Origin of the sequence: Rhizobium sp. P44RR-XXIV, from assembly GCF_001999485.2 — a bacterium.
GTDB lineage: Bacteria > Pseudomonadota > Alphaproteobacteria > Rhizobiales > Rhizobiaceae > Rhizobium.
The window spans coordinates 269,878-283,264 of the sequence record NZ_MPVZ02000027.1 but is presented as its reverse complement, the minus strand read 5'-3'; the positions used below and the strand labels follow the sequence as shown (position 1 = coordinate 283,264).

Here is a 13,387-nt window from a genome sequence, read left to right as displayed (position 1 = left end):
GGCGTCAAATCATTGTGGAAACGGTCACCTGATTCGCTGGCACATTGTTCTGCGCGATCGTGTCAGCAAGCATCGCTTGTCGGATACCGTTCAAGTCATCCTGGGGCGCGAGGTGTGAAATCGCGCTTCTCGCACGCATCTCCCACAATACAGCCGATTGCTTGCCCGCTGTTTGCGCCGCCAGATGATAGAAGTGCAGCGCCTTGTCCACGCGCCCTGCCCGCTCATGCACGAAGCCCGCCAGCCTCTGCCGCTCCGCTCGCCATACGCCTTCCGATGTGCCGGGCGAGCCAGTCAGCGCTTCCGCGATGCATTCCAGCGCGCGCCGGTCATCGCCATTCATGGCATAGGCAGCTGCCAATTTTGCCGACCAATAGGGGATGCCGATACCGACGCCCATGAGTTTCTGGAGCGCGAGCGCCTGTTCGATCTTTGACTGGCAGGAGGCACCGCCTGTGGCTTCGAATTCCGCAATTGCCTGCCACATCCTGCCGGTTGCCGACCAGAATGCCGCACCCTGCCTGTCGGCAAGCGCGATGCCTCTTTCCATCCGAGCCAATGCCAGATCGAAATCACCCAGATAACTCAACGCAACGCCGCCCCAGATGTCGATGAAAGGCAGCATGAGGGGAATGTCGAGCACGGCCTGATGTGCATCGGCCTCGACGACCAGCTCGCGTGCGAGCGAGAACTGACCGGTAATGGCTGCAGAGTGAGGCGAAAACGCATGCGCGGTCGCCAGCAGATCCATTCCGTATTTGGCGGCCAGAGGCGCATGAAGCTCGACTTCATAATGCGTCTTGATCTTGTCCAGGGTCGCAAGCTGCGCGTGAAACTGCCCAGAATAAAATTGGATCCCGTTTCTGGTGCCCAGCACGGACAGCGTATGCTCCGCAAGCCTCTCCCTTTGCGGCAGACGGCGAAGCACGGCCTCCATTCTCGATACGGTCATTGCCGCATCCCGCGTGTGACCGATCAGAACCTGGTAGGTGAAGATGCCCCAGAAAATGGACAGGCTGTCGCCATCGACCTGATTGATTCTCTCAAGGTGCGACAGGCTTTTCACATAGGTCTCAAACACTTCCTGGCCGGTAAAGCCGCGCGTCTGCATGAGGTTTGCGGCGAGATCGACAAGCATGTTCGCCTGCTGATGCTCGACATCGATGCGGTTTTGGGCCGCGAGCGCAAGCAAATCCAGCGCATGCCGCAACTGGCTTTCGCCCTCGGCAAAAGCGCCAAGAGCAGTCGTGTACCTGCCGATCCTGTGCCTGTATTGCGCCGCGAGAGAGTGCTCTCCGGCCGCCTCGTGATGATAGGCGATTTCCGCCATCACCTTGTCGCCGACATGGGGATTGCTTTGCGTATGAACCCAGGCAACCCGCTTGTGGAGACCTTCTCGCCGCTTGCGCAACAGGGTGCTGTAGGCAGCATCCCGGATCAGGTCATGCCGAAAGCTCAAGGCGGAGCCGCTATCGCGCTGGAAGATCTCTGCCTTGCAGAGACGTTCGATATCCGAGGTCAAACTCTGGCGGGAAAAGCCGGAGACCTGCGCAAGCATCTCCTCGTCAAAATTGCGTCCGACCACCGAGGCGCATTGGGCGACACGTCGCGCCGGCCCCGTGCTGTCGATCCACGCGACCAATGCCCCGACGAGTGTTTCTGGAACGGTTTCCCGACCGGATATGCGTCCTTCGTTGAGTTCGCGAAGGAGATGCTCAAGGAAAAGAGGGACGCCCTCGGACTTGCCGACGATTTCCTCCGCCAAGGCGGATGCGATCCCCTCCCCGCAGCAGTTGACAACAGCCTCGTGGCATTCGGCCGCGTTCAGCTCTCCAATGGCCAGCACTGTACTCTGGAGCTCGCCGATATTGTCTGTGAACTCCGGCCGACCGCTGGCCAGCCACTGGACAGGGCAGTCCTCCAGGTCGGTCAACAATCTGGCGACCAATTGAAGCGTACTGTGATCCAGCCACTGCAGATCTTCGATGATGATCTGTATCGGACCAGCCTGCGCAATCCTGCGAAACGAGGCCGAGAGCGCATCGAACGTTCCCTGGCGAATGGCCCCAGGCGTCTCTCTCAAATGCAGCCCCACAGCCGTTTCGGGCTGGCAAAGCGCGCGCAGATAATCGGCATCGTCAGTTCCGAGAGAAACCCGGTCATCAAGCTTGAGCCATTCGACGACAGGATAGAGTGCCGTGTTGCTTTGTCGCTCCGCCGTCTGCAGCACGATGCTTTTCTGCTCGGCCGGATAGCGCAGGCAATGTTCCCGCAATATGCGGCTCTTGCCGATGCCCGGCCGGCCCGAAAGAATATAGAGCGGGCTGGCTCGGCCGCTTTGCCGAACCATCTCCCATGCCAGCGCCAGTTTCGATAGCTCCGTGTCTCGTCCAAAGAACGGGAAACCGTCGCCTCCCATTCGTTTTGCATCGTCCAGATCGAGGCACCAGACGGGTTCAGGCTCGGAAAAGCCCTTGAGAGACATATTGCCGACGAAACGAACCTCCGTCTCGCGCCGCAGGAGCCGACGCGTCAGATCAGAAATATGGATCGATCCGGGTTCGGCTGATGCCTGCAAGCGTGCGGCAAGAACGCCGCTCGCTCCGGTAATCTTGGAATTCGTGCCATCGAACTCGGCGACGACAAGCCCTGTCGCCACCCCTACCCGAACGGAAAGCCGGTAATCCGCGCCCTGTATCTCGCCGGCTTTGCCGATGATCCGCCTGGCTGCCTGAACGGCGCGGTCCGCCGCATCCTGATAGGCGACGGGCACCCCGAAATGAGCCACGATCCCATCGGCGAGGTATTCCGCGACGATACCGCCCGACGCCTCGATCTCCGTTTTTGCCAGAATGTAGTAGCTCTGAAGCAGATCCCGCAGATCCTCCGGGTCGAAACGCAGGGCAAGACCTGTGTAATCGACAATATCCGCAAAGAGGATGGTGACCTGGCGACGCTCTCGCAGGTCATCATCCATCGTTAGATGCGGTATCTCCTCCGGCGACAACATGGGTCTCATTCTCTCATGTTTGCTGCCAATTGAAGTCAAAATTTTTCTGGGCGGCAGCAACGGCTTTCACTCGAGACGAGTCGAAAGGATTGCTGAGCGTCCAGTCGGTCCAGCACCGGAACGCACCGGGCAGGCCATTCTCCTCGGACTGAGCCCTGAACGCAGGCGATATGAACCGCCCCGCCGGCAAGCCGATGCCATTCGTTGCAAAGACATCGAGTTCGGTCACAACAGGGACGGCGAATGCCGACCCCACAGAGAAATCGAATGCCATTGCCTGCCAGGTTCCCTTGCCCCGGGGGGTCAGGATCGGCGTATCCAGAAGCGCACGGACGAGCCCGATATTGCCGAGATCGACGAGCCGGGAAATCGGCGCATAGTCGAAATACCGCATGGACCAGACCGGCACGTTTTCCTCGGTCGCCGTGCTGTAGGTGGAGTTTTCAAGCGTGTTCTTTGCCAGGCGCTTGGCAAGGCCATAGAATAGCTGGCCGGAATAGGTCGCCAGGCTATTATCGAGAAACAATGCCGGCAGGAAGCTGAAGACCGTGCCATCGCCGCCAGCGATCTCCACGCAATTGATGGCAACGATGTTCTCGAGATAGGTCTTGAACCCGAAGATCTGCGGCAGGAAACTTGCCCGCACATTCGTCTGCTGATTGAACAGGAATGTGACCGGATGGGTGTTTGCAGGCGTTACGGATTGCCGCGACAGCACCAGACCTTGCGGCAGCATCTGTTTTACCTGTTCCACCGGCAGAGCGTGGAAACTGAAAACGCCTTCCATCGATCCGCGCAGGAAGGCTGGCGTCAGCGGCCAATTCGCATGCGGCGCCGTGATCGAGGACAGCAGAGCCGGCGTCGGCAATGCGTCCAGTACCAGATCATATTCCCCGTAGATCGGCTCGGTCGAGCCCGTGAATACCCTGGCGGCGGCGAGGCCGGAGATCGTTGCTGCCTCGACGCAGCCGGCATTGATGCCACAACGCGTCCAGTCGCCGGTTATCACGAGATTGGTGAATCCCGATTCATCCGGCGCCAGCCGGTAGTTCACGGAACCGGGCACCGAGAGAACATATCGCTCCGAACCATAGAAATTCTGGCGGAAATATTGATTGTCGAAGCGCTCGCTCTCGGATTGGCCGTTGAGGGAAACAAGCAGGTTTCTGTCGAACTTGCCTTCGGCATTCCGGGTATCCGGCCAGATCGCCGTCAGATAGTCATCCGCCCATTTCGCCGCCTGATCCTGCATTGACGGCGCAGGCACGTCGGCATCCCTCGACGGCGAACAAAAATAGGCGATGGCCAGCGGAGCCGGATCGGGCCAGGTCTCGCGGACCAGCAGATGGCTCATATCCGCCCAGGTATCGAGCGGCTCGGCAAAGCCGGTCAAGACCGTCTGCAACGTATTGGGATCAAACGGGCTGTATTGATTGTGCTCCTTGACAAGGCCCGGCCAGCCAGTCTCGGTCGTTGGCTTGTTGAGCCAGAATTGCACGGCGCAGGTTGCGACGGTCTCGACATTCTGAAGCATCTGCTTCCAGCAGGGAGATGCAGCGGCGAGCTCAGCGGTCATGGGTGGAAGCGACGCGAGCGACGCACCGAGAATGACATCATCGAAATCGACACCTAGATGGAGGCTTTTCGGGACGCCGGCGGGCACCGCCGTTTTCTCCGATTCGAAATCTATCCCGCTTTCGCGCAATTTTTCGCCATCGACCAGCTGCGCCCAATCGGGTTCCGAAGGCCAGCAGGGCAGACCGGCGACATCGAAAAGCGGCTCATAGGTGCCGGAGACAAACTGCGCCTGTTCTACAAGGTCGATCCGGGCAACGGCGTCCCGAGATGCCGACAGAGCAAGATTGGTGATGGCATTGAAGAAGCTGAATTTGACGCCGCGCTGCTTGAGGACTTGATAGTACGGCGCGAATATCGTGTCGCCCATGCCGGCCTGCATCTTGAAAAACAGGGCCTGCTTGTAGGTAAAGGCCAGACGCAACAGCCCGCGCATCGCGGTGCCTGCGCCGACGCCACGATCCGTGCATATGCCGCCCGGATATCCGAAAACATAGTCGTAGCAGCTGCGAAACACCGAGGACGCCACCGCCTGCTCCGATGCATCGTGCTTCAAAAGCCAGGCCGAGCATTCCATGCCGTCGATGGAATCGAAACCGCGCATGAAGACCTGATCGGCCACCATGCCCATGGCAAAGGCCACGCCAAGATCCAGCATGAAATAGACCCGGCGAGCCGTATCGTCATTGATCCACTCCCCTGGCTTGATGCCCTGGAGCCAAATCCGGATGCCTTCCAGAATCTCTTTCAGCTCGTTGCCATTCTGCGCGGTATGCAAGCGCGCATCAGCCGGCATCCCCTTGGCATATGCCACGAGTTGATGAACCGGAGACCGGTAGCCGCCGACACCTGTTCCCTGTGACGGCAACGGTAAGGCATCCCCGACCTTTTCGATCTGACCCGCCAGGAATTCAGCCACCATCTTGAAATAATCAAAAGGTTGCGGCAACACCCCTCCAGAGCCGGGAACCAGATTGTTGCCGGGGAACTCGATGTACCACGGCCGCCACATCTGCCTGGGGTCTCCTACCCCCTCCTCGCTGAGAATGAATGTATTGAGCGGCTTTAGCGCCTTCTCCACGGTGCCAAGCGGATCTTCCGGAGACCTCAGCTTCAGGGCGACGAGCTCATCGTAGCAGGAGCGGATCAGGCGGAAGGCATTGTCGTAGAACCCTGCCCAGATATGCAGACCGTGTTCTTCTATGCGATTGCCTATTTCGCGATTGCGACCGCTTGCGCATTTGCCGCCAAGCCGCCATCCGCGCTGATAGACCGTGATGTCATATTTCGCCTGCCATCCCGGCTCCTCGGTCAAGGCGTAAGCGGCGGTCATAGAGGCCACCCCGCCTCCGATGATTGCGATCTTCTTTCTCTCCTGCGACGCCATGAATGTAAGCTCCCCCTTAAACGCTCCAGCGCGATTTGAACAATTGTGGCTGCATCGCCTCTCAGAGTGAAGATGTCTGCGAACGAAGAGCTAGCTGCGATTATATTGAGTGCGCCATGATCGAATTCTTCATTCGTTCACAGGCGTCAGAATGGTCTCAGGCAATTTTCTCGATAGCTCGGAGCAGCGGCTCTGCGCAGAACCGATGAGAGCGTTCGTTTATAAAAGGAGTACCCAGCCGCCGCGGCCCCTTCTCCCCCGATCTGCAATAAAATTCAATTTTAGGTAGTGCACGTCTTGACAATGCATGCGGCAGGCTTGGCACTGGTATTCCGATATCGCCGGAAACCCAACCGCACCAGCGAATAACTGGCGCACGCATTAGGCTATATGCCGCGCCAGATTGCTAGAAAAATCAGCGCTCAATTTATGCTGAGGTGGATAAATTTTGGTAGCACGGGAGCCACTATGCAATGCCTGCGCACGCCCTTATCGGCAGCAGATAGCCGTGGGTATTCGAGCCCTGGGTACGCACCTCTCCGCCAGAGGAGCTAAAAATACAATCTTGGGGAGTGGCGGGAACGCCATTTGCAGATTTTCGCGTTGCGCCTGAGGGGAATGATGGAATGACCCGGGCTTTTGGGTGCTATTCCATAGATTTTGATGGGACCGGCCAGACCGTTCAAGCCGTGCCTAGCGTGGGCGAACCTCTATGCCGGCGATGATGATATCGACCATGCGCTTTGCGGCGTCTTTCCAATCCGGACCATTGTTGCTGGCAAGGCCACTCACCGCACGCAGGAGATCGAGTGGCGGAATATCAAGCCTGATTTCGCCGCCTTCGACAGCACGTTTCGTCAGCATTTCCATGGAGCTGCCGATCAATGGGCCGGAGGCTGCATAAAGCGTCGACGTGCCGCCAACGAGGGAATTCAAGGCCGGATACATGCCTTGCTTTGTGGCGATGTATTCGATGAATACCAACATCCATTGCCGGAGAGCCTCTTTCGGCGGTAAGCGCTGGCCAAGGTCGATCGCGGCCTTGGCGAGTTGTTCGGTCTCGTTCCGGTAGACGTCACCGATTAAAGCATCTCGCGTCGGGAAATGGCGATAGAGCGTACCGATGCCAACCCCTGCGACACGCGCGATTTCTTCCAGGCTGGCGTCTGCACCCTTTTCAGCAAAAGCGGCCTTGGCCACTTCCATGAGCCGGATACGATTGCGCTCCGCATCGGCGCGCGGTTTGCGGACAGCACCGCGCTCGCTTTTTATCGTCACGTCTGCGAACTACCCCTTGATAAACGGAGGGTGCCTCCGTATCTATTGCGGAGGCACCCTCCTCTTAATCCATTCGAGGGCAGCGGGCAATGGCTCGCTGCGATGGCGTGCCTATGTGTCCACGGTTGAAGGAGATTTTCATGACCGGACCTTTTGGAGCGACCTCCACTACTGATGAGGTGCTTGCCGGCGTAGACCTCAGCGGCAAGCGCGTGCTGGTTACCGGCGCTTCGGCCGGCCTCGGTGTCGAAACGGCAAGAGCCCTCGCCGCCCGCGGAGCACAGGTCGTCGGCGCAGCCCGCGATCTTGCCAAAGCAGAAAGGGCAACAGCGGCAGTTCGCGCTGATGCCAGAAACGGCGGGGGTCTAGAGCTTATCGAACTCGACCTTGCTTCTCTTGCCAGCGTTCGCAAGGCCAGCCATGCGCTTGTGGCCGATGGACGGACCTTTGACATCGTCATCGCCAATGCCGGTGTCATGGCAACTCCCCTCGGCCATACCGTCGATGGCTTCGAGACCCAGTTCGGCACCAACCATCTGGGCCACTTCGTCTTCGTCAACCGGATCGCTGCGTTGATTTCTCCCGGCGGTCGACTTGTCAATGTCTCCTCCTCCGGCCATCGCTTCGCCGATGTCGATCTCGAAGACCCCAATTTCGAGCACACGGACTACGAACCCTGGCTGGCTTATGGACGCTCGAAAACGGCCAACATCCTCTTTGCCGTCGAATTCGACCGGCGCCACAAATCGCGGGGCGTCCGGGCGACCGCTCTGCATCCGGGCGGCATTCAGACCGAACTCGGCCGCCATCTTCCGGCGGATGCGCTGGAGCAGATGCTCACTCGGATTAATGCCGAACTTGCCGCGGAGGGAAAGCCGCCCTTTCAGTTCAAGACGGTACCGCAAGGTGCCGCAACCTCCGTCTGGGCCGGCGTCGTTGCAACAGCCGACGAGGTGGGCGGCAAATATTGCGAGAACTGCCATGTTTCGGTGATAACGGAAGGGGTGATCAATCCGATCAGCGAAGGCGTGCGTTCCTACGCGCTCGATCCCGAGCATGCGAAGGCGCTCTGGGCCAGAAGCGAGGAAATGGTCGGTGAGGTGTTCGCCCACTAGGCGGCAAGCTGAATGACAGGTGTACCCTGGCAGCCGGTATCATCTCGCCGGCATGTGAAGATGATACATCTGTCACAGCATATGACAGGCGGATCGCGGGCCTCCCCGCGATCTCGCTGACCAAAACTTCGCTTTCCTCCCCCGGGGCGTAAAGTTTCAGCCGGAGGCAGACACCTTTGGCATTGTCTACGAAGACGGGATCAGGTTAAAGATCGCAACTTCCGAGTGCCACTCACCTCCCCGGGGAAAATCAAATGCACATTGAACCGCAGCGACGGATCTATATTTGCTTCCTTCTGTTCGCGATATCGATGGGTGCATTGCTCTCGCGCTTGCCCGATCTGCAGGACGCACTCGGCATCAACAAGTCGGAACTCGGCCTGACCCTCATCGGCGCAGCCATTGGAGCGCTGATATCGCTTACTTTTTCGGCGCCGATCATCGCCCGGCTGGGTGCGCGGACGACGGCCTTCATAACCGTGCTTGGAACCTCTGCCTTTATAGCCCTCGTTCCCTGGGTCGCGCCGCCCCGCTGGTATTCGCCGTACTCTTCTGCGAAGGGTTGCTCGCCGGCGCGCTGGAAATCAATCTCAACGTCGAGATCGATCGTATCGAAGCCCAGCTCGGTCGCGGGGTGATGAATCGTGCCCATGGGTTCTGGAGCCTTGGCTTTTTTCTGACGGCACTGGTCTCCTCGGCGGTTCGCCAAGCCGGCATTTCCGTTCAGCTCCACCTGGCCTTGACGCTTGCATTTGTGGTCATCGTCGGCGCGGTTGCCATTGCGGGCATGCGAAATGCCCCGGCGCGAAGCCAGGTGCAGCATAGCGATGAGCCACGGATTGCTTTGCCGACGGCCGGTCTCCTCCCGCTTTGCGTGATTGGAATTGCAGCCTTTCTTGTCGAAGGCGCCGGAATCGACTGGTCCGCCATCTACATGAGAGACGTATTCGCGGTCGAACCTTTGATCGGTGGACTGGGACTGACCGCATTCACCTTTTTCATGGCCGTAACGCGACTGTTCGCCGACCCCCTCGTGGATAACTTCGGTGCTCGCGCAGTCGCCTTTGGATTGCTGCTTCTATCCGCTGCCGGTCTTGCGGCCGTTTGGCTTGCACCCCATCCCTATGTGGCACTTGTCGGCTTTGCGTGCATGGGCGCCGGCTGCAGCGCGATCTATCCGCTCGCCGTCTCGGCCGCAGCTCAACGAAGCGACCGCGCGGCACACCTGAATGTCGCTGCCCTGGCGCAGATGTCCTTTGTCGTATTCTTTCTCGCGCCGCCTCTGCTCGGTTTCATCGCTGAGAATGCCGGTATCAGAATGTCCTACCTGGTCTGCCTGCCCATCATAATCGCTGCATTGTGCCTGGTCGGCGCATTGGCACCGCGACGGGAGAAGGCACCGCAAGTGCCCTGCAGCCAGTCCTAGCCGAATTATGCGCCGCTCGCGCGCTTGTGCCCGTATTTTGCCGACTAAACAAGGATGCGCTTGCGCGCCGCCCGATTGCTGAGTTCGGCCGAGGTAAATTGAAGGATACAGCGGTGCCCCGCGGGAAAATCCTCCCGATCCTTGACATCATCCGCCCGCTGATGTCGAACGGAGCAGACACTGTCAAGAAATCCAGGGAGGCAGAACATGCGCGCACCTAGACGGCCGACCAACCCGCTCGACGCGGCCGAGGCAATCTTCAAGCCTGCGAAAAAGCCTGCAGCGCCCACGATCGATCGTCCAGCGATACCTAACACAAAAGAACTAGTCTCCCTGAAGCTCGATAGTGAGATCCTCGCCTATTTTCAGGCGGATGGACCTGGCTGGCAGGACCGGATCAACGACGCGCTCCGTGCCGCAATGAAGGCCAACGACTAGGCTGTCTTCCGCAAACGCAATCAGAGGCAAGCACCCCAATGGTGATGTACAGCTAGCGGAAGCAAATCCTATCTTAAGTTCCATCTTGAATTAAAGCATCCACAAAACAGATGGATAGGCGCCGCCGAATTTTCGCACTGTTGAAGCAAAAGCGGTAAACTGGTCAGACTTGGATGTACAAACGCGCGCTCCAGTCGATTCCACATAATTCGTGATATGGCGCCATTCCCCGCATCCTGTGCTCTCTTCGCGTTAAGCACGCTCACCCTTTACGCGTAGCAAACTATCCACACGATAAGGAGTATGTCGATTAGCAGTGCAATCACCAGAAGGAGGCTTATGAGCTTTCGCCGCTCCGCCGTCTCCTTGGATTCAATTTTGAAAGCGGCTTTGTAAGCGTCTTCGATGTCTCGGTCACTCACTGGTCTGATGGAGTTTCGAGGGCGTGTCATATTGACGAGGCCGCAGGTAACGAAGATGAAAAATAATAGCAGATAAGGGGCCATCTCAACCGCAGCCTTTTGCTGTCCCGCCACTTGCAATTTCCTATTAGAAAAACAGCTTTCACTGTCTATCGCAATTGAAAGCTGCTTGGGCAATCCCAGCCGGTTCTGCATTGCCGGAAATTTGCCCCACTTACGCAAAGCGGTCAGTGGAGCAGGGCGGGAGGAAAGCGACCACAGACCTGCCTCATATCCCGTACTCAGCGAGTATTTTTGGCGGCTGAACGCAAGAGACCACATGTGCTGCTGGGAAGCGGTAAATCCAAGATGAGCATGGTAGAACCCACGCCAAGCGAATTATAGATCTCGTGGTTTCATTGGTCGCCGCGCTTGACAAGCTCGTTGTAAAAATCACAACGACCGAAACCACTGAACTTTGAACATTCCTAATGGGAGGCTCTTCTCCTCTCGCTTCCCACACCACCTTCAGCGTCTGCAGAGCGACCACCTCACGCTATCAGGCGGACCGAATATAAAACCGTGACAGCTGTCACGGTTTTCAGTGGCCACCTGCTCTGCTGCACCCATCCGGTAGACAGCTACAACTCGGACCCAATTCGAAAACCGCGCCCCGAGGCCACATAACCAAATTTCAGATTTGAGCCCGACCATGTGTGCGTTGTACTATCCGGCGATGGGAGGAAGCATGTCGATGGGCAAGCATGATAGCGAGATTGATGCCGTCTTTGCCGATATAGATGCACTCCACCATCCGGGGGCGGCCATCCTCGTCATCGATCGCGACGAGATCATCTGTAGCAAAGGCTACGGCCTTGCCGATCTGGAAACCCGGCAACCGATAACCACGGATACTTCCTTCTATCTCGCATCGATCTCGAAGCAATTCACCGCCATGGCGATCATGCTACTGGAGGAGCGGTACAGGCTAAGTCTTGACGATCGTCTGCACACCTATTTCCCGGACTTCCCTTCCTGGGGCGCCGGCATCACGCTCCGTCATCTGCTGCATCACACATCAGGCCTGCCCGGCTATATTCAATTCTTCAGCTCCAGCGAAGACATCGCCGAACTCACGCGCTCCATAACAGGCATAAACAATGAGGATGTCTTTGAAAAAACCATGCGCCTGTCCGGACCGGAATTCCCGGTGGGTTCGCAATACTCCTATAGCGGTGTGGGCTACGTTTTGCTGGCCGTGGTCGTCGCCATCGTCTCCGGGCAATCTTTCGCAGACTTTCTGAGATCGAATGTGTTTGAACCTCTCGGCATGAAGCATACCCTCGCCTACGACTCGTGCCACCCCACACGCCACAGACTGGCGCACGGCTATCTGAGGGAAGGGGATCGGTTCGAGCGCTGGGATTATCCGATGCTGACGGTTGGGGATGGTGGTCTCTTCTCCACGCTATCCGATCTGTTTCTCTGGGACCAAGCGTTGAACACCGAGCGGCTTGTCTCCAAGGCCACGCTTCGGCGCACCTTTACCTCCGGCACCACCAATGATGGTGCCGAGACGGGCTATGGTTTCGGTTGGATTACAAATGTCTTTCCCTATTTAAGCGCGGCCGAACGCCAACAACTGCTCGGGCTCGGTGGTGGCGCCGATATAAGGCATGTGGCGCATGGAGGTAGCTGCATCGCCTACTTCAACTACATGATCCGCTTTCTCGAAGCGCAGCGCACGATCATCGTCCTGACCAACCGCGGGCCTATTGCACCGGCCTCGGCGCCGCCTGGCCACCCGGATTTTCCTGGGCCTCGCGTGCGGGCGCATCAGGTGGCGGAGATCCTCTTTGGCAACTGACCATCGGGCCGGCCCTAGATCTCCCGGCGATATCTCAGAAAACCGTGACAGCTGTCACGGTTTTCGCGAGCAAAGCGGAAATGGCCACAGAGCCTACCGCAAAGCGACACCGACAGATAAATCAAGGGAGGTCATGGCGCGCTTCGGCGATGAGCCCATCCCACAACTCCTGAGAGGCCCAGCGCCGACGTGGAGCAAAGAGGCTAGGGTGGCTTGAATGCGCTCAGGCTACTGCGCAACAACAAGGGAGGGCTCACCGATGTTAAGCAATGCGAACGATGGAGGAGGACACGGATTTGGAAAACAGACCACTTTTTCATATAACCGAAACAGACGGGTGGCGTGTTGACCACCGCGCAAACTCGGCTCTTCCCGGCTACCTGATCATCAGCTCGAAGAGCTTCGTTACCGACCTGTCCGATCTAGCAGAGAGTACCTTATGCGAACTCGGTCCATTGCTGGCAGCTTCCCAGGACGCCCTAAAACGAAAGCTGGATGCCCAGCGCGTATACATAGGTCGTTATGGGCATGCTCCAGGGCGCACACTCCATTTCCATGTGATACCGATCTACGAATGGATCGAAGAGTTATTTTGGCAGGACAGCCGGTATCGAGTGTTGGAAGAATTTGCAGAAGGGAAGGGGGAAACATCAGTTGACGGTGCCGAATTAACGCTGTTCGTCTGGCGCGAATTCTGTGAACGCGCCGAGCCGCCACCGATCCGGGGGCCTTCCGTGCTCCAGGCCATCGCACTGCTTCGCGATGCGCTGGACCATCGGCAAACCGGTAGGAGCTGAATCTTAAGCAACCTTTATCTCCGCATCGGGAACGGCGACGCAGGACAAGGCATCTATCGCAAGAGGTGAGGGCGAACCGCAGCGCTCACCTCG

General features: G+C 58.1%; 8 protein-coding genes and 1 pseudogene. 5 read left to right on the top strand and 4 right to left on the bottom strand.

Annotated elements, in window-relative coordinates; genetic code table 11:
- Nucleotides 1-4: 4 nt before the first annotated feature.
- From BSK43_RS13650 to BSK43_RS13640, 3 genes are all read right to left on the bottom strand, one after another.
- Complete coding sequence (locus BSK43_RS13650; RefSeq protein WP_169055395.1) at nt 5-2,977, bottom strand: AAA family ATPase; 2,973 nt, start codon at nt 2,975-2,977, stop codon at nt 5-7.
- Between the two features lie 46 nt (nt 2,978-3,023).
- Nucleotides 3,024-5,972: an NAD(P)-binding protein gene (locus BSK43_RS13645; protein WP_077472121.1), complete on the bottom strand. Its 2,949-nt coding sequence runs from the start codon at nt 5,970-5,972 to the stop codon at nt 3,024-3,026.
- 693 nt (nt 5,973-6,665) lie between these two features.
- Nucleotides 6,666-7,250 carry a TetR/AcrR family transcriptional regulator gene (locus tag BSK43_RS13640; RefSeq protein ID WP_246662569.1) on the bottom strand — a complete coding sequence of 195 codons (585 nt, stop codon included), beginning with the start codon at nt 7,248-7,250 and terminating at the stop codon, nt 6,666-6,668.
- A gap of 140 nt (nt 7,251-7,390) precedes the next feature.
- Between BSK43_RS13640 and BSK43_RS13635 the strand changes: the two genes are divergently transcribed.
- The 3 genes and pseudogenes from BSK43_RS13635 to BSK43_RS13625 all read left to right on the top strand — a co-directional run bounded on the left by BSK43_RS13635 (nt 7,391) and on the right by BSK43_RS13625 (nt 10,229).
- Nucleotides 7,391-8,365 (top strand): SDR family NAD(P)-dependent oxidoreductase, encoded by a 975-nt coding sequence (locus tag BSK43_RS13635; RefSeq protein ID WP_077472122.1) that lies wholly within the window; start codon nt 7,391-7,393, stop codon nt 8,363-8,365.
- Nucleotides 8,366-8,619: 254 nt separating this feature from the next.
- Nucleotides 8,620-9,791, top strand: a pseudogene (locus BSK43_RS13630) (MFS transporter).
- Between the two features lie 207 nt (nt 9,792-9,998).
- Nucleotides 9,999-10,229 (top strand): BrnA antitoxin family protein, encoded by a 231-nt coding sequence (locus tag BSK43_RS13625; protein ID WP_077472123.1) that lies wholly within the window; start codon nt 9,999-10,001, stop codon nt 10,227-10,229.
- A 269-nt stretch (nt 10,230-10,498) separates the two neighbouring features.
- Here the strand turns inward: BSK43_RS13625 and BSK43_RS13620 are convergent, their stop codons facing one another.
- Nucleotides 10,499-10,972: a hypothetical protein gene (locus BSK43_RS13620; protein WP_136686918.1), complete on the bottom strand. Its 474-nt coding sequence runs from the start codon at nt 10,970-10,972 to the stop codon at nt 10,499-10,501.
- A 412-nt stretch (nt 10,973-11,384) separates the two neighbouring features.
- On the opposite strand from BSK43_RS13620, the gene BSK43_RS13615 reads away from it, so the two are divergent.
- Both BSK43_RS13615 and BSK43_RS13610 read left to right on the top strand, forming a co-directional pair.
- Nucleotides 11,385-12,497 (top strand): serine hydrolase domain-containing protein, encoded by a 1,113-nt coding sequence (locus BSK43_RS13615; protein WP_077472125.1) that lies wholly within the window; start codon nt 11,385-11,387, stop codon nt 12,495-12,497.
- A gap of 278 nt (nt 12,498-12,775) precedes the next feature.
- Complete coding sequence (locus BSK43_RS13610) at nt 12,776-13,294, top strand: HIT family protein (RefSeq protein ID WP_077472145.1); 519 nt, start codon at nt 12,776-12,778, stop codon at nt 13,292-13,294.
- Nucleotides 13,295-13,387: the final 93 nt, after the last annotated feature.